15 protein-coding genes are annotated in these 21,660 nt (G+C 55.6%); 3 read left to right on the forward strand and 12 right to left on the reverse strand.

All coding sequences use genetic code 11. The features are described from left to right. Positions 1–9 precede the first annotated feature (9 nt). Positions 10–1,620, reverse strand: coding sequence for a ribulokinase (locus OHL19_RS04800; RefSeq protein ID WP_263356458.1), 1,611 nt, complete (start codon positions 1,618–1,620; stop codon positions 10–12). 381 nt (positions 1,621–2,001) lie between these two features. Here OHL19_RS04800 and OHL19_RS04805 point away from each other — a divergent pair, with 381 nt between their 5' ends. Beyond that, positions 2,002–3,189, forward strand: a complete 1,188-nt coding sequence (locus OHL19_RS04805) for an MBG domain-containing protein (protein ID WP_263356459.1) — start codon at positions 2,002–2,004, stop codon at positions 3,187–3,189. A 45-nt stretch (positions 3,190–3,234) separates the two neighbouring features. Here the strand turns inward: OHL19_RS04805 and OHL19_RS04810 are convergent, their stop codons facing one another. From OHL19_RS04810 to OHL19_RS04820, 3 genes are all read right to left on the reverse strand, one after another. Then, positions 3,235–5,493, reverse strand: a complete 2,259-nt coding sequence (locus OHL19_RS04810) for an alpha-galactosidase (RefSeq protein WP_263356460.1) — start codon at positions 5,491–5,493, stop codon at positions 3,235–3,237. 107 nt (positions 5,494–5,600) lie between these two features. Next, positions 5,601–6,797: an alkene reductase gene (locus OHL19_RS04815; RefSeq protein WP_317890539.1), complete on the reverse strand. Its 1,197-nt coding sequence runs from the start codon at positions 6,795–6,797 to the stop codon at positions 5,601–5,603. A gap of 13 nt (positions 6,798–6,810) precedes the next feature. Beyond that, entirely contained in the window at positions 6,811–7,260 is a 450-nt protein-coding gene (locus tag OHL19_RS04820; protein WP_263356461.1) for a hypothetical protein, read from the reverse strand. A gap of 127 nt (positions 7,261–7,387) precedes the next feature. Between OHL19_RS04820 and OHL19_RS04825 the strand changes: the two genes are divergently transcribed. Then, the gene (locus OHL19_RS04825) at positions 7,388–9,253 is read left to right on the forward strand and encodes a carbon starvation CstA family protein (protein WP_263356462.1); all 1,866 of its coding nucleotides are present in this window, start codon (positions 7,388–7,390) and stop codon (positions 9,251–9,253) included. Between the two features lie 4 nt (positions 9,254–9,257). On the opposite strand, the gene OHL19_RS04830 is transcribed toward OHL19_RS04825, so the two are convergent. The 5 genes from OHL19_RS04830 to OHL19_RS04850 all read right to left on the reverse strand — a co-directional run bounded on the left by OHL19_RS04830 (position 9,258) and on the right by OHL19_RS04850 (position 15,347). Continuing rightward, entirely contained in the window at positions 9,258–10,091 is an 834-nt protein-coding gene (locus OHL19_RS04830; RefSeq protein ID WP_263356463.1) for a flagellar motor protein MotB, read from the reverse strand. A 9-nt stretch (positions 10,092–10,100) separates the two neighbouring features. Continuing rightward, entirely contained in the window at positions 10,101–10,982 is an 882-nt protein-coding gene (gene motA, locus OHL19_RS04835) for a flagellar motor stator protein MotA (protein WP_263356465.1), read from the reverse strand. Beyond that, the gene (locus OHL19_RS04840) at positions 10,967–11,965 is read right to left on the reverse strand and encodes a sensor domain-containing diguanylate cyclase (RefSeq protein ID WP_263356466.1); all 999 of its coding nucleotides are present in this window, start codon (positions 11,963–11,965) and stop codon (positions 10,967–10,969) included. The genes motA and OHL19_RS04840 overlap by 16 nt, the downstream gene beginning before the upstream one ends. Positions 11,966–12,045: 80 nt before the next feature. Beyond that, positions 12,046–13,557, reverse strand: a complete 1,512-nt coding sequence (locus OHL19_RS04845; RefSeq protein ID WP_263356468.1) for a sensor histidine kinase — start codon at positions 13,555–13,557, stop codon at positions 12,046–12,048. Positions 13,558–13,694: 137 nt separating this feature from the next. Next, positions 13,695–15,347 carry a response regulator gene (locus OHL19_RS04850; RefSeq protein WP_263356470.1) on the reverse strand — a complete coding sequence of 551 codons (1,653 nt, stop codon included), beginning with the start codon at positions 15,345–15,347 and terminating at the stop codon, positions 13,695–13,697. Between the two features lie 353 nt (positions 15,348–15,700). On the opposite strand from OHL19_RS04850, the gene OHL19_RS04855 reads away from it, so the two are divergent. After that, complete coding sequence (locus OHL19_RS04855; RefSeq protein WP_263356472.1) at positions 15,701–16,414, forward strand: response regulator transcription factor; 714 nt, start codon at positions 15,701–15,703, stop codon at positions 16,412–16,414. A gap of 21 nt (positions 16,415–16,435) precedes the next feature. Here the strand turns inward: OHL19_RS04855 and OHL19_RS04860 are convergent, their stop codons facing one another. The 3 genes from OHL19_RS04860 to pruA all read right to left on the reverse strand — a co-directional run bounded on the left by OHL19_RS04860 (position 16,436) and on the right by pruA (position 21,553). Next, the gene (locus OHL19_RS04860; protein ID WP_263356473.1) at positions 16,436–18,880 is read right to left on the reverse strand and encodes an ABC transporter permease; all 2,445 of its coding nucleotides are present in this window, start codon (positions 18,878–18,880) and stop codon (positions 16,436–16,438) included. A gap of 256 nt (positions 18,881–19,136) precedes the next feature. Further along, on the reverse strand, positions 19,137–19,928 hold the full coding sequence (locus tag OHL19_RS04865) for an inositol monophosphatase family protein (RefSeq protein WP_263356474.1): 792 nt from the start codon (positions 19,926–19,928) through the stop codon (positions 19,137–19,139). A 35-nt stretch (positions 19,929–19,963) separates the two neighbouring features. Beyond that, positions 19,964–21,553 carry an L-glutamate gamma-semialdehyde dehydrogenase gene (gene pruA / locus OHL19_RS04870; RefSeq protein WP_263356476.1) on the reverse strand — a complete coding sequence of 530 codons (1,590 nt, stop codon included), beginning with the start codon at positions 21,551–21,553 and terminating at the stop codon, positions 19,964–19,966. Positions 21,554–21,660: the final 107 nt, after the last annotated feature.

The following is a 21,660-nucleotide window of genomic DNA, read 5'->3' on the forward strand; positions in this document are numbered from 1 at the left end:
GCGATTGCTTCACGCTGGTTTCTGAGCCTGGGCCTGGGCCCGAGAAGTGGCATGGGCGGAAGCGATGCTGCGAAGAGCGGGCATGACTGCGCCGAGTGCGATTGGCGCTGCATCCCTGGTCCCGAGTGTGAAGTACACGCTACGGTAGTGCCGATAAAGCTGTTCGTAGATGAGGGCGGATGCAGGGTCCGGCTCGACCGTGCGCAGCGGAAGGCAGACTGCTTCCTGAGCGGCTTCAATCGTGGGATAGACGCCCGCGGCCAGCAGGGCAAAGATGCCGGATCCAATGCTGGTCGGCACTCCTGCCGGCACGAGCACTGGCTTGTTAAGTACGCTTGCATAGACCTGATTTAAGACTTCGTTTTTTTGCGGAATACCGCCGGCGTTAATGACGCGATCGACGCGTACTCCATGCTCTGCCATGCGTTCGAGGATGATGCGGGTATGAAATGCTGTGCCTTCGATGGCTGCGAACAACTCGTCCTGGGCGGTGTGCAGCAGATTCCAGCCGAGCGTGATGCCGCCCAGCTCTGGATTTACAAGCACGGTTCGGTCTCCGTTATCCCAACTCAAACGCAATAAGCCGGTCTGTCCAGCGCGATAGGTTCCGAGTCCACTGGAGAGTGCGGCGACGGTGCTTCCTGCGCGACGAGCAATGGCTTCGAAGATATCTCCTGTTGCGGAAAGCCCTGCTTCGATGCCCGTATAACTTGGATGGACGCTACCGGGTACGACTCCGCAGACGCCAGGGACCAGTTCGGTCTCCCTGGCCATGGCGATGATGCATGTGGATGTGCCGACGACGTTGACCACATCGCCCTCGCGGATGTGCGAGCCGATGGCGTCCCAGTGTGCGTCAAAGGCGCCGACCGGGATCGGAATTCCTGCTTGCAGGCCCATTTTCACAGCCCATTCCGAGGAGAGATGTCCAGCAATGTTATTAGAAGTGAGAAATTCGCCGCCCAGTTTTTCGCGCACTCCTGCCAGCAGCGGATCGACAGAGAAGAGGAATTCCTCCGCTGGGTAGCCGTCCCATTTCGGATTCCAGAGCCACTTGTGGCCCATCGCGCAAACGCTGCGCTTCAGTCCCGAAACTGAGGTTACTCCGGAGAGTGTGGCGGCAACCATGTCGCAATGTTCCAGAGCGGTTGCGAAATGTTCGCGCTTGTCGGGATTATGGCGCAACCAGTGCAGCAGTTTGGCAAATCCCCACTCATGCGAATAAACGCCGCCGCACCAGTCAATCGCTTCAAGGCCTGCAGCATGAGCCCTGGCTGTGATCTCTTCAGCTTCTGCCTTTGCGCGGTGATCGCACCATAGATAGTAGTCGTCAAGCGGCTCGAGATTTTTATCGACAGGAATGACGCTGGAGCCAGTTGTATCGAGGGCCAGGGCGACGATATCTTCGCTTGCCACGCCGGTTTGCTCCAAAACGGAATGAGTGGCCTGCACCAGGGCATTCATCTGGTCATAGTGCGACTGCGTTGCAAAATCGGGATCTTCTCGGCGGCGGTTGAGCGGATAGTCGGCGGAAGCAGTACCGATTGGCCCTTTCTGACTGTGAACGAGGGTTACGCGGACACTCAATGTGCCAAAATCAACGCCGATAACGATAGGCATGGAGCCTCCAGTAAACGATTTCTCAAAACTACAGAAAGTCTAATCGATCCACGCGAGGCTGCTATCGCAAAGCTGGCGATGACAGCCATGAGAATTCCCTAAATGAGGCTCAGAGTAGAGAGTGCATGAGGATTCAGAACGAATAGATTCCGGTAATGATTACTGGAATGCGCATTTGAGATTCCTAACTAGCCATTGTGGGAACGGAAAGTTGCAGACAAGATTGTGTGGAGGGGTATTGCTTCGTTCGCTGTCTCCCCGGATACGCGACAGGCTAAGGATTGCGATAGGGCGTATCTGATTTAGAAATCCCTCTAAATTCTGTAGCTGCTGCAACTGGAGAGCAGCCACTCTGGCCCAGGAAAGTTAGCAGGACTCACGATGAAATCATTTCCTGAACGATCGCCCAAAATATCAACTCGATTGAATCTGTGCCATCTGTATCGCGCAGGCTTTACTGTTGCCATGCTGCTTTCTGCTCAGACTGCTCTTGCTACTGGACAGGGTTCCAGGCAGGCATCTGGACAGACGATCCTGGAGATTGTTTCCGGTGCTACCCAGCAGGCTCCTTACATGTCTGTGTTTCCGGCTCCGATTGTGGTTGGGGTGATGGATCCTATCTCGCATCACGTTCTTTCCGGAGTGAGGATCGACTTTCATCCGAGCGCTGAACTTACGCTTAGTTCAACCTCGGCGATGACGGATCGCGATGGTCTGGCTTCGGTGACGGTTACTGGGAGTGTCTTAGGCAATTTCAATGTGAAGGCGGAGATTGCCGGTGATCCGGAATCGAGCGTGGTCTTTGATCGCCTCTCCGTGGAAAAGGCCCATCTGACGATCGTCCCGGCCAATATGCAATCGATGGCGGGAGTGGTGCCAGAGATGACTGAGTACACGATTCGGGGCTTGGTGAACGGAGAAACACTCGTCTCGGCACAGGTTTCAGGCACAGCCTCTCTGACTACGACAGCCAGAGTCAGCAGTCCGGAAGCCAACTATGCGATCAAGGGTGATGTCGGTACGCTCTCAGCGCCGAACTACGATTTCGTGCCAGGGTTCGGCGTCCTCGTGATTTCGCGGGGGGCAAACTCGGCGGTACAGCAAGCCGATTCAGCTAACGCCAATCTAGATGTGAAGTACATCTCGATTGCGGATGAAGATGAAAATGTAGTGCGTCAAACATTGGTCGGACAGGCTGCTATGGCTAGACCAGCTTCCCTGATTACTGCTGGTGGTCGTGGTGTGGGAGAGGAAAATCGGGTTCAGGCCGCCGGTGAGCTAACCCGCTCTGTGCCCGCCAAGACAGAAGCGCTTTCCTCCCAGGCAAAAGTCAAAGTCGGTACTTTGAGCCAGCCCCACCTCGAAACAAATGCGGCTCATGTCGGAGATGTACGGCGGGCTTACGCCAATCAGCCTCTAGGGGCGGCTGCCTCGACGAAGGTCAGCCACCCGGATTCCAGTGGAAAAGTTCAAGCGGCTGCGCTGCTCCGAGTTCAGAGCTCGCAGCCCGCTTACCAGGCGTCGGATAAAGCTTTGGTCGTACAAAAAGCATTTCCTCCGTCGAAGTAACTCGAACAATTCAAGCTTCGCCGACAACCTTCGCGTCGGCGGAGCTTATTTTTTTTCAAGCCTGAAGGCAGCACCCTGGAAGTCGCCTTTCAGTTGCAGGTTGACGCCGTGGTTCATCCACCAGGCCCCGGACGCCACTACGGGGGTGCCTTCCACCGTGTTGCCCTCAATACTGCTCAGGGTGTATACGGCTCCGGGATCGAGACCCAGCAGCTGCAGTCGAGGGAAGGTGCGACCCTCCTGCGTAGAGTGCACAAATCCGAAGAAGACGGCTTGCGATTTATCGGTCGAGACGGTCTCAGTGGCAGAGAACTCGCTTCCATTCGTCGGTGAAATGAGCCGGTAGAGATCGCCCTGCGTGATGGTCTTCTGTACCTGTTTGTAGGCACCGGTCAGCCGCTTGATCGTAGACAAATCTGCATCGGAGAGCTTGTTGAGGTTGGCTCCGATGCCCAGCGATCCCTGCATGGAAACCAGCATTCGATAGGCCATCGAGGTGCTACGCTGATTCAGCCAGTGGGGCGAATCTGTCACCCAGGCCATCATGACCTGTACGGGATATGCGTAGGTAAAGCCATCCTGAATGGTGAGCCGGTCGAGCGGATCGGTGTTGTCCGATGGCCAGACTTCATCTGTGTAATGCAGGATGCCGAGGTCTACACGGCCACCGCCACCGGAGCAGCTCTCGATCTCAACATTGGGATGCTTGACGCGCAGTTCCGCGAGGATAGAGTACAGATTGCGCGTGAACTGTACGTAGACTTTCTTCTGTTCATCGGGTGGCAGTTGATCCCAGCCCGGCTCGCTCCAGTTGCGGTTGTAGTCCCATTTGAGAAAGGCGATCTGGTTCTCGGTCAACAGTTTGTCGAGGAAGCCATAGACGTAATCACGCACATCCTGGCGCGCAAGATTGAGCATCAACTGATTGCGTTCTTCACTGCGGGGACGACCCGGAAAATTGAGGACCCACTCGGGATGTTTGCGATAGAGGTCGGAGTCCGGATTGACCATCTCCGGCTCGACCCACAGGCCAAAGTCCATATTGAGCGAGTGGACCTTATCGATCAGAGGCTTGAGTCCGTTGGGGAATTTCTCTTTGTTGACGTACCAGTCTCCTAGACCTGCGTGGTCGGTCTTACGCTGGCCAAACCAGCCATCGTCCATCACGAAACGATCAATACCCAGAGCTGCTGCTTTTTCGGCGAGCGATTCCTGTCCGGCTTCGGTGACGTTGAATTCGGTGGCTTCCCAGGAGTTGTAGATCACTGGGCGCGGGCGTGGATTGGGCGCTTCGGGCAGGATATTGGAGACGGTGAAGTGATTGAGCAATCGAGATGCTTCGCCCATGCCGTTGTGTGTGTATCCCGCGTAGAAGACGGGTGTTTCCAGCTTTTCGCCGGACTTGAGCGGATAGCCAAAATCAAACGGGTTGAAGCCGCCGGTGACGCGGACAGCATCGAGCTGATCCTGCTCGACTGTGATGCGCCAGGAGCCACTCCATGCGAGCGCGCCAAACCAGACTTCGCCATGCTCTTCGTCAACTATATCGGCCGCATCATTTTTACCGATGGCGAACCAGGGATTGATCTGGTGGCCGCTAGAGCCGCGGCGGCTCTCGAGAATGCGCTGGCCAGGGCGAACTGCCTCCTGGTTGAGTGTGAACTCGCCAGCCCAGCGGCCGCTCAGGTAGCTCAGAGTGTAGTGAGCTGGTGGCAGGGCAAAGCCTGCGGCAGCAGCCTGCTCGATCATGATGGGCTTTGCTTCATGGCTTTCAATTGTCGCCGAGCGGGCTAGAATGCCGGTAGCCGGATCGATCCTGTAATGCAGAGTGACTGAAACGGCGCGACTGATGTCCTTCAACATGATATCGAGCGAGTGCTCATCGGACCTGAAGCTGCTGACGTAATGCAGGACCAGATCACGGTTTCCATCTGCAAATGTGACCTTGAGAGCAGGCTCATGAAACAGGCCAGTGCCCCATCCTGCGTACTCCTGCGGAGTGTTGTTATAGGAAGAATCGAAGGAGGCCCAGTCCGGATTGGATTTCGGTGGAGCGATGGTATCGCTGGCTCCGATCCTGCCGCCCCAGTAGATTTGCTGTAGCTCACCGCGCTCGTTCACGCCAAAGGCATAGGTTGTATCTCCGCCATCCAGACGGAAAACGGCCTGGAACGGTGCGCGAGCCGGCTGCGTGCCTGGGGTGCTCTGCGCATGCAATGCGCCGCCCGCAAAGGATATGCCAAGAGCAACGCAAAGAAGCAGCGAAAGGAAATTTGGAAATGTTTTCAAAAAGGGACGGTTCACTGAACTTTCTCCATTCGCAGCCATGCTAACACCCCCACATGGTCTCGGGAAAAAGGAAAGGGGATCAGCCGAGGCCGGTCCCCTTGTTCGTGCATTCAACAGTGCTTTTAAGACTGGACTTCTACCAGGGATGGATAGTCGATGTAGCCCTTGTCGGTGCCGCCGTAGAAAGTAGATCGATCTGGAGTGTTTAATTCGGCGTTGATGCGAAAGCGTTCCGAAAGATCCGGGTTGGCGATGAACAATCGACCGAAGGCAATGGTATCTGCGTATCCATCCGCGATTGTCTCCTCTGCGGTATCGGCGGTGTATCCACCTGCTGAAATCAGAACTCCGTCAAAGGCATTGCGGAAGATATGCGAGGTGCGCGGGCGAGAGTCATCGATAGGATCGCCGTTGCCCGCACTGCCTACGCGCGGCTCAACCAAATGCGCATAAGCAACGCCACGCTGCGATAGTTGCTCAAGTACATAATTGAAAAGCTCAACTGGATTGGAGTCGCCCATATCGGAGAACGTGCCGTATGGTGAAAGCCGAACGCCTACACGTCCTTTGCCCCAGACTTCAATCGTTGCGTCCACTACTTCGAGGAGCAGGCGAGCGCGATTCTCGATAGAGCTGCCGTAGATGTCAGTGCGGTGATTGGTCTTGTCTTCGAGGAACTGGTCGAGCAGGTAGCCGTTGGCGCCGTGGATTTCCACGCCATCGAATCCGGCAGCCTTTGCATTCTCTGCTGCGCGACGATAGTCGGCAACGATGCCCGGCAGCTCTTCAATCCCGAGCGCACGCGGCGTCTCAAAGGGTGCATGCTTGAAGTCCGCTGTAAAAGCCAGTTGCCCGTTGGCGGGGGCGATTGCCGAAGCGGAAACCGGCAGACCTTCATCTGGGTGCAGGGAACTGTGGCTGATGCGACCCACATGCCATAGCTGCAGAAATATATATGCTTTCTTCTCGTGGACGGCCTGCGTCACGAGCTTCCAACCCTCAACCTGTTCGGGCGAATGTATCCCCGGTGCGGCTGGATAGCCCTTGCCTTGCAGAGAAATCTGCGTCGCCTCGCTGATCAGCAATCCGCCCCTGGATGCACGCTGGCCGTAGTAAGTGGCGTTAAGTGCGTTAGGTACGTCGCCGGGCTGCGTGGATCGCAAGCGAGTCAGAGGCGCAAGCACCACGCGATGCGCAAGGTGGAGTTCGCCAACTTGAAGTGGAGAAAATAAATGAGAAAAATTCGACATATCTATCGGATGCGCTGTCAGCGGTTGGGATGCAGCCATCTCAAGATGTTCATCTTCCAAGATGTCCATCGTTAACGGATCGTCATTTCAGCTCTGTAACAATCCCGTTTACATCAAAGTCGAGCTTGAGGCTTAACAGTATCCAGCCGTGTCCGCTGTGGTAGGTTACAAACTTTGCGAAGTGTGGTTCCTTCTCGAAGTTTAACGCCAGATAGACGATCTGTGTTGACGGAGAGATCACCTGCACATCCATAATCTCGAAAGATTGATATAGCCCATCCGACTCCTGGAAATGTCGCAGGATTGTTGCCAGCCGGGTTGCATCTTCATTTCCTTCCCACCTGCTGCCTTTTGACCATGCTTTCATCGCTTCGTCTGCTCCCGAGGTTTTATATGTATTCAAACCCGCGAGGACGATTGGTGGCACGCCTGCACCGCCCTGCTTTTGAGCCTGGCCTGAAGCGACGGTGGTCATAACCAGTTGCCCAAAGATAACACTCAGCAGACCAACAAGGATGAGGTGCTTACGCATAGAAATACCTTTCCAGGATAGAGGTCATAGGTTTCGGAGGCGTATAGGCATAGAGTCGTTACTGCCTCCGTTTGATTGATATACTCCACCACATGAGCATAGCTCAAAGCAATGCATCGAGACGCATGTGAATACCTTTCCCTTACTCCTGATTGTTCTCGGCGTTTTTACTATCGCGTATCGCTATTACAGCGCTCTGCTTGCCACGCGCGCCTTCATGCTGGACGATCGAAACATTACTCCCGCTCATCGTTTCAAAGACGGACATAACTATGTGCCTTCGCCGAAGTGGGTGGTCTTCGGCCATCACTTCGCGGCGATTGCCGGGGCAGGTCCACTTGTTGGGCCGACTCTGGCGGCGCAGTTCGGCTATGCTCCGGGATTGATCTGGCTGGTGGCAGGCGCTGTTCTCGCAGGCGCTGTGCAGGATCTTACCGTGTTGATCGGTTCACTGCGACACAATGGAAAATCACTGCCGTATATCGTGCAGCGCGAGATTGGTCCAATTACGGGATTGTTCGCCATGATCGCGGTTGTGCTGATCCTGATCGTGGCCATGGCTGGCTTGGCAATTATTGTGGTGAATGCCCTCAGCCAAAGCGCCTGGGGCATCTTCACCATCGGCATGACCATTCCTATCGCGATGGTGATGGGCGTCTGGATGTTCAAGAGCAATGCGAACAAGGTCACTGTAATCGGTCCATCGATCTTTGGCGTCAGTGCGTTGATCGCGTCGCTGGTAGGCGGGCATTGGATGGCGAATTCATCCTTCGCGCATCTGCTGTTATTCGATAGTCATGAGATTGTGTTGCTGTTATGCGGGTATGGGTTTTTCGCGTCGGTGTTGCCTGTCTGGCTGTTGCTGGAGCCGCGCGATTATCTCTCGACGTATGTGAAGCTGGGCACCCTGGGAGCGCTGATCGCCGGTGTATTGATCGTCCATCCCAAACTGCAGTTTCCTGCATTCACACAGTATATTCATGGCGGCGGTCCGGTAATTCCGGGCAAGCTGTTCCCGTTTCTCTTTGTCACGATTGCCTGCGGAGCTATCTCCGGTTTTCACGCGCTGGTTTCTTCTGGAACGACACCCAAGCTCATCAACAAGGAAACAGATGCGCGCTTCATTGGCTATGGAGCAATGCTGGGAGAATCGCTGGTCGGCGTGCTGGCGCTGATCGCTGCGTGTTCCATGATGCCCGGAGATTACTTTGCGATCAATGTATCTCCGGCAGTGTTTGCAGGGTTGGGAATGCACGCAGTGAATCTGCCCGAGTTCTCGCGCGAGATTGGCGAGCAGCTTGCCGGTCGCACAGGTGGGGCTGTCAGCCTGGCGATAGGAATGGCGCAGATCTTTCGCGGCATCCCAGGTATGAAGGCGTTGATGGGCTATTGGTATCACTACGCCATCCTGTTTGAAGCGCTGTTCATTCTTACGACAATTGATGCCGGTACACGTGTAGCTCGATACGTCATGCAGGAGCTGATGGGCAAGATCTATAAGCCGCTTGGGCGTACAAATTGGCTGCCCTCAAGCCTGCTGGCGACTGGGTTTATCGTGTTCTGCTGGGGCTACCTGATCTGGGGTGGAACAATCGCGACTATCTGGCCACTCTTTGGCACAGCGAACCAGTTACTCGCATCGATTGCATTGGCCACGATGACTACATGGCTGGTCAATCACGGCAAGGCTATCTATGCATGGTGCACGTTGCTGCCCGCTCTGTTTGTGCTGATCACTACAATTTCGGCTGGCGTTCTCTCTATTGAGAATATCTTCTGGCCCATGGCAATGAGCAATGTCAACGTTGTGCAGGGATGGATCGAAAGCGGATTAATGGTGGCATTTATCATCGGCGCAATCGTGATCGTTGGCTCGGCCGCGGTACGTTGTGTACGCACATTGCGCGGAGTTCCACCGCCATCGGCTACTGCTTCGGAGACTGAGCCGGGTAAGGTATCGCTTGAACCAGCAGCGCCGTTTCGCTGCTGCTAAGGCATCATTTCTTTGCGGCTATGGGTAATGGTCTTATGCCATTGCCTATTTTGATTGCATCTGCTGCGTTAGCGCTGCCAACATCCTGCGAACTCGGTGAAACAGGCGTATCTGCCCACTGTACGATCAGCGAAATGCGCCGATTTGTCGGGTCGAACGGATCGTTCTTTACGCGCAACATTTGATCGGCATAGCCGCGAACCTGCGAGATTTGCTGCTGACCAACTCCATCGGACTGTAGCAGACGACGCGCAGCATTGGCGCGGTCTGCGGATAGCTCCCAGTTGGTGTAAGTGGCAGCCTGTGAATATGGTTGCGCATCTGTATGCCCTTCGAGTAGCAGATGATTGGGCAGCACCTTGATCTGCCCGGCCAACATGCTCAGCAACTGCTGCCCAGTCTCGCTGAGCGCGGCGCTCCCGCTCTGGAAAAACGTTCCGTTCTTATCTTCAATTAACTCGATACGCAGCCCCTCAGGAGTGATCGTAATTTCGATCTGCTTGGCGAGCTTCTCCAGGTCTCTTTGATCGCGGATCGCTTTCTGAATATCATCCTTGAGCTTCAGTACATTCTGCTTGTCAATGGGGATGTCCGGAATATTGTCCTTGCTGCCCAATTTATCGGAGCCGGTTTCCTTCTGAGAGCTTCTCGGATCATTGAAATAACCGCCCACTGCTTTTCTTATTTTCACGCTGGAATTCAAGAGCCAAAGCACGATGAATAACGCCATCATCGCGGTGACAAAATCGGCATAAGCTACTTTCCACGCGCCGCCATGATGCCCGCCGTGCGCGGCTTTTTTTCGGATAACGATGATCGGTTTTTGTGATGTGGACATAGCTTAACCTCAGGCTGCTGCTGCGCTGCTTGCGGAGATACCGCCGCCTCTGCAAGCTGTTTCGGTTTCGGCAAATGTGGGGCGCACATGCGCGGGAATCGCACGTCGTGCAATCTCAATTGCAATCAGGGGTGCATTGCCTTTGAGAAAGCTCAACAGCAGTACTCGCAGCACCTGGAGATATTCATTGTGCGCATCGGCTCCCTTGGTCATGTTGGCCCCCAATGGGCCGACAAGTCCGTAGCAGAGCAGGATGCCGAGAAAGGTTCCTACCAACGCGGCGGCTACCTTGTGTCCAACTTCTTCGGGTGGTCCGCCAATGGCTCCCATAGTGATGACCACGCCGAGCACTGCGGCCACGATGCCCAGCCCTGGCAGCGCATCGGCCACAGTCGTCAGTGCGGAGATGGGCTCGACAGCGCCGTGATGATGCACCTCCGTGTCGCGCTCCATCATCTGGTCCATGTCGAATGGATCTACACCGCCGGTGATAGCCATGCGCAGCGTGTCGCATACAAAGTCGCGCACGTGATGATCCTTGAGAAAGGCAGGATACTTTTTGAAGATGATGCTTTCGTTGGGAGACTCAACATCGTTTTCGACGGAGAGCAAACCTTCCTTGCGCACTTTATTAAGGAACTCGAACATCATCGTCAGAGTCTCCAGATAACGCGTTTTGCCGAATGGAGAAGGCTTCAGCACGCCGGTTACGCCGCCCACCATGGACTTGATGATGTGCATAGGATTGGCAATGAGGAGCGTGCCCAGTGCTGCGCCGCCGATGATGATCAACTCCGCTGGTTGCACGAGTACGAGCAGATTGCCTTTTTCCATGAGGTACCCGGCAACGATCGCGCCGAAGACTACTACGATTCCTATAATTGCGAACATGCCTTCCCTCCTGATTGGGTTACACAATTGCCGCCGGCGTGGATGCTGGACTGCATAGCAAGCTGCGCGTGCCGAAGCAGGCTGGAGAGCGTTGCCATGCTTGATGTTTCGGTGCCTGCCGACTCGCCATGTGCATAACTCGTAGCTTGTGCCGCGCCGATGCTTAAAGTCAGCTCTATACGATCGCCCCACCAGCGGAAATCGGCAGTCGGGGCAAGGGAACCAAGAAGCCGCGCATGCGCATCCAGCATCTCCTGCGAGCGCTCATGGGACAGAACTAGAAACTCGTTTTCGCCCCAGCGGCCAAGGGTTTCCGTCGGCTTGAGTCCGTTTTGCAATGTGCGTTCAACGATGGAGAGCATGGCTTCGCAGGCATCGCGTCCATGTGTAGTACGTAACACAGCAGCCTGGTCTACGGTCAGCCACAGCAGGCCAAATGGCACCAGGTTCGCGCTCCACTCCTGCCATGCCATATCGAGCCGATTGATCAGAACGCTGAGTACGCTCTGATTATTTGAGGCGCTTGCTTCGCCTGCCGACTCGCCATGTGGAAGCGTGTCCACTTCCTCAATCGGATAAAAACGCAGGACTGTTCCAAGGCGTGTTCCCAGTGAGTTGCGGAGGAGAACACGATGCAGCATCGCGGGCAGAGTGTGTCCGCTACGATGACGAAGATGAACCTGCGCCGGATAGTGCTGAGAGGGATCCAGCGTGCTTGTCGCAGGTATGTTTCCATCTGCGGGGTGCGATAAATCGGGGTGAGATAAATCCGTGCGAATGGGAATGGAGTACCGAGCGTCTGTGTGGTAGAGGTCAGCAGGGCATGGCCGCGAGAGCAGATCGGCACGCTGATGGCCAGTGATGGCCGATGCTGCCGCGCTCCAGAAAACGATGCGCGAATCTTCATCAAGCACGACGATACCCTCGCTGAGGGTATCGAGTGCGGCTTCTAAAATTTCAGTGTGATCTTTGTTGTTCGTCATTGCCGGGAACCCCTGAAACGCTGTTCAGGGGCTTTATCGGCAGAGAGAACTGTAACTTCACCGGCATTCGCGAGAAGAACTCAGCAGGTTACGCCGGTCTCCTGCCGTGGCAGAGATACGATAAACTCCGTGCGGCCTGGCTGCGAGTCTACGACGATTTTGCCGCCGAAACTCTGAGTCACAATCCGGTGAACGATCTCCAGCCCGAGGCCTGTACCTTTGCCTACTGGCTTGGTGGTATAAAACGGCTCAAAAATACGCTCAAGTGATTCAGCTGGAATGCCGATGCCATGATCGGTAATAGAAATGCACAGATGATCCTCGGCTAACGCTGTGGTGGAAAGCGTTTTAGGCTCAAGCCATGTACGAACTTCGATCTGCGCACCGTCAGGGGAGGCATCAATCGCATTGTCTACCAGATTGGTCCATACCTGACTCAGCGCTACGCCGGAGGTTTGAATGCTTGCCGGACTGGCATCGAAATGCTTTGTTACGCTTACCTGCTTCAGGCGCAGCTTGTGGCCCAGCATCGTGAGAGTGCTCTGGATGCTGTCGTGGACATCGACACTGCGCAGAGTGCAGCGGTCGTCGTAGGCGAACTTTTTAACAGCCATCACCAGATCTGAAACCCGGGTAACGCTATCCTCGATGGAATCCACCAGCGATACGCTTGAAACCAGGGATTCAAGCCAGTTCAACGGATCGGAGAGGCCATCGTTTGCAAATGCTTCTCGCGTGCATTCGAGGGCCTTGGGATTGAGCCCAATTCCTACCAGCGAAGGGGCAATTTTGTAGGCGTTTTCGACTCCCGCCGATTCCAGCCACTCAGCCATCGCTTCTTCCGCGTCGGATTGCTCCAGCGAACTCATGGCCGTAACGTGGGCATGGCTGATTGCTTCGGCCTGCAGATCGCGCATACAGGAAACCTGTTCCGGGGTCGTCTTGCGGTCGCAGAAGCGAAAACTCAGCTCCTGCAGACGAAGCAGGTTGGCTCGTAACTGGGATGCGGCCCGCTTGGCCGCCGAGCCGGGATTGTGTAATTCATGCATGAGGCCTGCGGCCAGCGTACCCAGGGACACCAGCTTTTCGCGGTGAGCAGCTTCAGCCTGATAAGCCTGCATGCGCTGAGCCATGTGGCTCAATACAACCTTGCGGATCGATGGCTGGCAGGACATCATGTTCCAGAAATCCGCTTCTGAGAAACGCAGCAGAATGGAGGGGGAAGTGGCAAAGACTCGAACCGTGGGGGGCTTGCCCGCCAGCAGCAGAACTTCGCCGAAGCTCTCGCCGGCCTTGGCGACGCCGAGCCGAAAGACGGAGCCATCTTTTTCTACCCGGTCGGCGCTGACTTCCCCTTCGAGGACGATGAAATAGGCCAGGACGGGGTCCGTCGGGTCGAGGATTGCTCCATCCACCGGGATGTGGAGCAGTTCTGCCCGGCTAAGCCCACAGAGGTCTTCGGGCGTAAGGTCTGCAAAAATAGCGACCTTACTCAGTTGTTCTGCAAAATCGCCGAGTTCTACTGTCTCGGTAATGGTTTGTGGTACTTCGCCCATGTGAGTTCTACCCGCACTGTCTTCTGGCTGATTCACTTCCGCCAGTAATTTCCGGCATCTTCCATATAAGAATGGATGTGACGCTGCCCCGAAGGATTCGATTCCTGTTACCGCTTTTTGGTTATACCGCTATTTTGATGTAACCCTTCGCTGCTTTCAATAGCATTTCAACCCTAGAAACTCGCAAGATACTGGTGAGCGAATTGGACGGCGATGGATCCTTCCCCTACCGCCGACGCAGCCCGCTTTACCGACCCATGTCGAACATCCCCGGCGACAAAGACACCAGGAACACTCGTTTCCAGCAGAAACGGATCGCGGTCCTGCTTCCAGGTTGCTGCAAATCCCGGTGCAGCTTTCAGTTCCGGTCCGGCAAGGATGAACCCTTTTTCATCTCGTAAAACTACGTTTGGAAGCCATTCCGTTCCCGGAACAGCCCCAATGAACACGAAAAGAGAGCCCGCTTCGCGTACCATTTCACCGGTTGGGCTACAGGTTCTGACGGACTGAAGATGGCCGTTGCCTTCGGCTGAGAGTACGCGCGTATTGGACTCGATCACGATATTGGGCGTACGAGCGATTTCGTCAATCAAGTACTTGGACATGCTCGCTTCCAGTCCATTCGACCGAACCAGCATGGTTACCTTGCAGGCAAATTTGGCAAAATGCAACGCTGCCTGCCCGGCAGAGTTGGCCCCGCCCACGATAAATACGTCTTCGTCCTTGCAGGCAGCGGCCTCGACCAGCGCTGCTCCGTAATAAACTCCTCGGCCGGTCAGGTGCTCCACTCCGGGAATATCCAATCGCCGGTATTCCACACCGGTTGCCAGTAGCAGGACATGGCTGGAAACCTCGCGCCCGTCCGATAGCACGACAAAGCGGTATTGACCTTCCACGCGCATTCCGACCGCACGCTGGGTCAGGAATTCAGCCCCAAAACGGACTCCCTGCATGTGTGCACGCCGTCCCAGATCCGATCCGGTGATGCCAGAGGGAAAGCCGAGGTAATTTTCAATCAGGGAAGAAGAGCCCGCCTGGCCGCCAGGAGCCTCGGGTTCTATGACCAGTGTTTTCAATCCCTCGGACGCGCCGTAAACAGCCGCTGCCAGTCCGGCCGGTCCGGCACCGACGACGATGATGTCGTAGAAGTCCTGTGCCGCCTGGGTACGCAGGCCTACACGCGTGGCCAGAGCTTCCTGCTCCGGATCCACCAGTGAGCTTCCGTCGGAAAACAGCACAACTGGCAGTGCTTCCGGGTCCAGGGAGCGTTCTTTCAGGAGCTGCTGCGCGTCGTCGCTTGCTGCCGCATCCAGCCAGCGGTAAGGAACGTGATTGCGCGAGAGAAAGCTGCGCAATTGATGGTCTTTGAGCGACCATCGATGACCGATCACCCGCAGTCCCTCAAACCTTGGCTGATAGCCCGCGTTCCAGTCCTGCAACAGGTCATCCAGTACCGGGTAGAGTTTTTCCTCCGGCGGATCCCAGGGCTTGGTCAGGTAATAGTGGATGCGTGCGGAATTGATGGCGCGGATCGCGGCTTCTGTATCGGCATAAGCCGTCAAAAGCACCCGGCGCGCTTTCGGATAAATCTCCAGCGCGGTTTCCAAAAACTCCACGCCGGTCATGCCGGGCATTCGCTGGTCGCTGAGTAAAAGGGCCACGGCCTCGTCGCGCACTTTCAACTGGCGCAGAGTGTCCAGGGCAGCAGGCCCGCTTCCGGCTCGCATGATGCGATATGTCGAGCCATATTTACGGCGGAGATCCTGCACCACCGCTTCCAACACACTGATATCGTCGTCTACTGCTAGAAGAATAGGCCTGGTCATAACCGTTCTTTATTCCTGAACTCAAGTGTAGACCTTTACATCGAACGGGCCAATTGCATCGTGCTGTTATCCATTATTTTCTCTCTGTGACAAGTAAGCATCATTTCTGTAGCGCACGAAGGAACATACCTGTACTCTTGTGAGTACTTACACGGTTACGAGCGAGCATTCTTTCGGATTCAGGGCTTACTAAAGGCATGTTTCCTGGCTCAAAATGCCTCAATGCGAGACATTCTTGGGCTGTTATGATTTTTGCCGATAACAGCCACAGAGGTAGAGTTCGCCGCTGTGTGCCTGTAAGTGACAGAAGCATAGGATACTCGCAGTATTTGGTAGGAAGTGAGGCTCGATTCATGAACAAAGTTATATTGGCTGATTCCCAGGCAATCTTCCGTGCGGGCACGGCCAAGGTGCTTGCGATGGATGAGAATTTGCGGATTATTGCTCAATGTTCCGATGTCGAGCGAATGATGCACGCGATCACTACATTTCCAGGAGCGATTGTGATCCTGGCCTCAGTTCTCAAGCCGGAGATAGGGCGTCTCAATATCCTGCTTACCAGTGCCGGCAGCCGTGGAATCGTCATTATCGAAAACTCCGAATCCTCGGCGCCTTATGTTCAGCAGGGATTTCACGGAGTGCTCTTTCGCAATACCTCTGGTTCGGCCATGGTGGAGTGCGTACGTCGCGTGGCCGCCGGTGAAATCTGGCAGCCCCTGCAATCAGCATTCGTCGAGATGGCGGATGAGGATATGGTCGGTACGCGCGTTCGAGATCGCCTGACGCCGAAAGAGATGCGAATTGTGGCTCTGATCGTGCAGGGATGCAAAAATCGCGAAATCGCTACCCGCCTCAGAACCACAGAGCAAGTGATCAAGAATTACCTGCGCTCCATTTATGACAAGACCGGTGTCAGCGATCGGCTGGAACTTGCGCTCTTTACCTTGCATCACCGCGTACTGGCAGAGGCCGCAGCGGATGTCGGCAGCCGAATCGATGCCGAGGAGCGAGCCAATACGACGGAAGCTGTCGGCAAAGTCGAGTCCATATCGAGAACCGGAACATAGGCCTCCCATAGAGGCCTATAACTACTCCGTCCGCAGAGCTTCCATTGGATTAAGCCGCGAAGCCCGCTGAGCAGGCAGCCAGACGGCCAGCAGGGCTACACCGGTCAAGATGATCGGCACGCTTATAAAGACAAACGGGTCCCAGCCTTTGACTCCATAAAGCAGACTGGCTATCAGGTGAGTCAGTCCGAAAGCCGCGCCCATCCCGATCACGACTCCAGCCAGCGCCAGGCGCATTCCCTGCCATACCACCAGCTTTGTGATGCGTCCGCGATCTGCGCCCATCGCCATGCGAATGCCGATCTCCTGTGTCCTTTGCTGCACGGAATAGGCCATTAGTCCGTAGATTCCAATCGCAGCCAGAATCAATGCTGAACCGCCAAAGATCGACAGCAGCAGCATATTAAAATCCTGGCGCGCGGTTGAGCGCACAACGATCTCCTCCATGGAGCGAACCCGCGCCACCGGCAAACCGCCGCTGGATTTGCGCAGTTCTTCACTTACCATGGCTGTCAGTTGATGCGGTTCCACCTTGGTTCGGATAATCCACGAAATCGGTGCCACTTTGGAATTCAGTTCCGTCAGTCCATCGGTCATCTGGGCCAGCGGAACGATCATCTTTGGCTCCGGATTGCGATTCAGCCCACCATCCCGCACGTCGCCGACTACTCCAACGATCAATCTTGCAGGCTCCTCAAACTCCGGTCCTACGCCGTGGCCGATCAGAATCTGTTGTCCTACAGGATTTTCGCCTTTCTTCCAGAACTGTTTGGCCATGGCTTCATTGATCAAGGCCACGCCCTGCGCTCCGCCGGTGTCATTGTCAGTAAAATCGCGCCCATGCAGAATGGGGATCTTGAAGGCGTCGTAATATCCAGGGGATACGGCCATCCATCCTGCGCCGTCAGGCTGGCCGTTCTGTGGCCGCCCCACGATAGTGAAGGGCAAACCAAACCCGCCCACTAAAGGCATCGAATTCGTTGCTGCGGCCGTGACCACGCCGGGCATCGCGTTCAGCCTCTGCCGCCCCTCGCGTATCACTTGCGCCACTCCGGCAGTCTTCTCAAAATTCGGCCCATTCATGGCCATCTCAGCGGTCAGGACGTTGTGCGAGTTGAAGCCCGGATCGACCAATCGCAGAGCCACAAAAGTCCGAATCAGCAGGGAAGCGCCAATTAGCAGAACCAGCGCGAGCGAAACCTCGCTCACCACCAGCAGAGAACGCATCTTGCTGGTCCGCAGGCTGCCGCCCGATCCCTTGCTGTTCTCTTTCATGGCGCTGCTGAGATCGGGCTTCGAGGCTTCAATCGCAGGAACAAGTCCAAAGAGAATCCCGGTCAGAAACGAGATGCCCAGCGTGAAAAGTGCGACATGCCAGTCCAAACCGACCAGCACTCCATTTTCACCAATTCTGGGAATATCGCCGGGGCTCGATGCCAGCAGCGCCCGCACTCCTACGACTCCCAGAATCATCCCGAGTATTCCGCCAGCGAGTGCCAGCACGATGCTCTCCGTCAGCAACTGACGAATGATGCGGCCGCGTCCCGCGCCGAGCGCTGAGCGAATGGCGAACTCCCGCCGCCGGCTTGCAGCGCGTACCATCAGCAGGTTGGCCACGTTGGCGCAGGCAATCAGCAGCACAAAACTTACCGCGCCAACCAGCACCAGCAGAGACGAGCGCACGTCGCTAACGACGGAGTCTTTGAGTAACTGTGCATCAAACCCGCCGCGCTGATTGGCCCCGGGATACTTGCGGTTAAATTCCGCCGCAGCCAGCTTTAACTGAGCCTGTACCTGGGATAGCGTTATTCCCGGCCTCATCCGCGCCGCAGCGACAAAATAGTGTGCCTGGTCGCTCGTATTTGGGTCGAACTGGTATGGAATCCATAGATCGGCAGCCGGGTCTGTGTCGAAATCGCCAGTCACTCCAACCACGGTGTAAGGTAGATTGGCGATTGAAATCGACCTGCCAATCAGATGTGGATCGCTCCCGAACTTACGCTTCCATAGCCCATTGCTCACCACCACGACATTGCCGCCATGTGGCCGGTCTTCGTCGCGAGTGAATCCTCTACCCAGTGCGAATGGCGCTCCAAAGACGCGGAAGTAGCCCTCGGTCACATGCACGCCGTGAACCTGCTCGGGAATGCCTCCGGTCAGGTTCATGCCACCGCCGCCATCGTAGCCTGCCACGTCCTGGAAGACACTGGTTTGTTCCTGCCACACATGCAGTTTGGTCGCCGACGCGCCCGGGCCTTCACCGTCCGGACTCGTGAGCAGAATCTGTACAATCCTGTCTGGCTCTGGGTAGGACAGTGGCTTGAGCAGCACGGTATTCACCACGGAGAAGATAGCGGTGTCAGCCCCGATTCCAAGCGCCAACGCGGCAACTACCGCGATGGTAAACGCCGGATTCTTAACAAACATGTGCAGGGCATGCTTCAGGTCATCACGTAAATTGTCCACGGTAACACTCCCCAATAGAGATTTGCTTCTGAACGGATCGCCAGATATGGACTGCTTTAGATTTATGGCTCAAGACGGATTCGTGGTCTAACGCCATTCCATATGCTGGGTTACGAAAAAGAGAAGAAGATTGTTCTCGAAAAATGCCTGACGGGGGAAAGTACTGTAAGGAAGACGCACCCACGCCGTCATTTGTAATCTGACACGCAAAAATTTATTGAATTAATTGCTTCGGTGAAGCTGGCGTAGAAAATCTCTACGCCAGAAGAGGAAGATTAAATAATTCAGATAATTCGTCTGCAATGCCGGCAGCGGAAGCCAGTATGGCATTGCCTTTCAACAGGCCGTCGCCAGCTAGAAAGTCATTGACTCGGCCGCCTGCTTCTTTCACGAGGACCAGTCCGGCGAGGCAATCCCAGGAATACATATGTGTCTCCATGCAGGCATCGACGCGTCCGGCGGCAACGTTGGCCACAGCCAATGCGCCTGACCCGCCTCCGCGAAGAGCCACACCTTTGCTCATTACTTTTTCCAGCACGGAGAGATAGGCTGCCTGTGGCTGCCGCGAAGCGCGCCCCATTTCAAGCAGGGATTGATCTAGCTGCGTAACCTTTGTTGTCTTGATCTTCTCACCGTTCAGAGTTGCGCCCATACCGGTCGCGGCGGCAAACAATTCATCGCTCATCGGTGCATAGATCACGCCGATTGAGGCTACGCCATTCAACACAAAGGCAATGGACACGCAGAAATGTGCGATGCCGCGGGCAAAGTTGGACGTGCCATCGATTGGATCGACGACCCATGTGCGGTCGCTCACCTGGCCGCCATCTTCTTCGCCCAGAAATGTGTCTCCGGGGAAAGCGCCTAGCAGGCGTTCACGCACCAGCTTTTCTACCTCACCGTCTGTTGCGGTGAGGTAATCGTGTGGGCCTTTGAATTTGAAGCTCATGGCGTCGCGATCCAGAAAGCGACGCTTCTGCAGAACTCCCGCCTCGCGAGCTACGGCGCAGGCAATCAACAGCCGATGTTGCAAAGAATCTTGTGTCATGTGCTCTTTCGTCTTGAAGCCACGCAGGTGGCGTACTAAAGCTTTTCGGCTACCGACTTGGCTTGCGTAAACAACAGCAGATAATCCGGGCCGCCCGCCTTCGAGTCCGTGCCGCTCATGTTGAAGCCGCCAAAAGGATGCGCTCCGACCATCGCGCCGGTGCACTTGCGATTGAGATAAAGATTGCCGACGTGGAACTCTTCCGCGGCATGATTGAGCCGGTCGCGGTCGTTGGTGTAGATCGAGCCCGTCAGACCGAACTCAGTGTTATTGGCGACAGCCAATCCTTCTTCATAGCTATCGACCTTGATAATCGCCAGTACCGGTCCGAAGATCTCTTCCTGAGAAATCACGGCATCGGCATCCACATCTGCGATCACGGTTGGCTCAAGGAAGTATCCACCAGCCTCGGTCGGCACAGCATTACCGCCGGAGACCAGTCGTCCTTCACTCTTGCCCTGTTCGATATATCCCAGGATGCTTTTCAGTGCGCTCTCATTCACGACCGGGCCGAGACTGTGATTCTCAACCGGATCGCCCACGGTCAGCCTGGAGACACGCTCGCGCACCTTCTCGACAAACTCGTCATAGATCGAGGCTTCGACAATCGCCCGTGAGCAGGCCGAGCACTTCTGGCCGCTGAAGCCAAAGGCCGCCGCGACAACTCCGTCTGCGGCGACATCCACATCCGCATCGGCGCACACAAGGATCGAGTCCTTGCCGCCCATCTCCAGCACCGTTCGCTTGATCCAGATCTGGCCGGTCTGTGTCTTCGCGGCCAACTCATGAATATCCAATCCAACTGGCTTCGAGCCGGTAAAAGCGATAAAGCGAGTCTTGGGGTGAGCGACGATGGCATTGCCGAAAGTAGCACCCGACCCTGGGCAGAAGTTAACCACGCCTGCGGGCAGACCAGCTTCTTCCAGCACATCCATGAACAGCGCCGCGATGGTCGGCGAATCGCTCGACGGCTTCAGAACTACGGTATTACCGGTCACAATGGCCGCTGCCGTCATACCCGCCATGATGGCGAATGGGAAGTTCCACGGTGGAATCACTGCTCCTACGCCTAGAGGAATGTACAGCAGGCGATTGTGTTCGCCGGGGAATTGAATCGGCGTAGTGGACTTGGCCAGCCGCAGTGCTTCGCGTGCATAGAACTCAAGGAAGTCGATGGTCTCAGCCGTATCGGCATCTGCCTCGGCCCAGTTTTTGCCGACCTCATAGGTGAGCCACGCCGAGAACTCGAACTTGCGCAGGCGGATAATCTCTGCCGCACGCAGCAGCAGCGATGCGCGGACATCCACGCTTACGCGGCTCCACGAATTGAACGCGCGAAGTGCCGCTTCCATTGCTTCCTGTGCATGTTCCGCGCCAGCCTTTTGATGAACGCCAACGATCTGCGCCGGACGGGAAGGGTTCAGCGAAGTGATCTTGCCCTTGGTCTTTTCGCGATGGCCTCCGATAACCAGGTCATACTCCTGACCAAGACGGGTGGCCACATCGGCGAGTGCCTGGCGCATGGCGCGGGCATTTTCCGGCTCGGCAAAGTCAACTAAGGATTCGTTCTCAAACTCGCCAACTGGCAAGCGCAGCGTGATATTCGGCAGCGTCGTAAAAGTCATAACTACTCAAGTCTAGCTGAGGAACCACACCCGTTGCATCTTGCATAAAAAGATCATTTACATCTTGATATGAATACTTGACACGAATATAGGACCAATTTAGTCTT

Source organism: Acidicapsa ligni, from assembly GCF_025685655.1.
In the GTDB taxonomy this organism is placed as follows: Bacteria; Acidobacteriota; Terriglobia; order Terriglobales; family Acidobacteriaceae; genus Acidicapsa; species Acidicapsa ligni.

Coding starts and splice junctions, on each gene's coding strand:
- OHL19_RS04800 (WP_263356458.1), bottom strand. CDS start 1,620: ATGCCTATCGTTATCGGCGTTGATTTTGGCACATTGAGTGTCCGCGTA.
- OHL19_RS04805 (WP_263356459.1), top strand. CDS start 2,002: ATGAAATCATTTCCTGAACGATCGCCCAAAATATCAACTCGATTGAAT.
- OHL19_RS04815 (WP_317890539.1), bottom strand. CDS start 6,797: ATGGACATCTTGGAAGATGAACATCTTGAGATGGCTGCATCCCAACCG.
- OHL19_RS04820 (WP_263356461.1), bottom strand. CDS start 7,260: ATGCGTAAGCACCTCATCCTTGTTGGTCTGCTGAGTGTTATCTTTGGG.
- OHL19_RS04830 (WP_263356463.1), bottom strand. CDS start 10,091: ATGTCCACATCACAAAAACCGATCATCGTTATCCGAAAAAAAGCCGCG.
- motA (WP_263356465.1), bottom strand. CDS start 10,982: ATGTTCGCAATTATAGGAATCGTAGTAGTCTTCGGCGCGATCGTTGCC.
- OHL19_RS04840 (WP_263356466.1), bottom strand. CDS start 11,965: ATGACGAACAACAAAGATCACACTGAAATTTTAGAAGCCGCACTCGAT.
- OHL19_RS04850 (WP_263356470.1), bottom strand. CDS start 15,347: ATGACCAGGCCTATTCTTCTAGCAGTAGACGACGATATCAGTGTGTTG.
- OHL19_RS04855 (WP_263356472.1), top strand. CDS start 15,701: ATGAACAAAGTTATATTGGCTGATTCCCAGGCAATCTTCCGTGCGGGC.
- OHL19_RS04865 (WP_263356474.1), bottom strand. CDS start 19,928: ATGACACAAGATTCTTTGCAACATCGGCTGTTGATTGCCTGCGCCGTA.
- pruA (WP_263356476.1), bottom strand. CDS start 21,553: ATGACTTTTACGACGCTGCCGAATATCACGCTGCGCTTGCCAGTTGGC.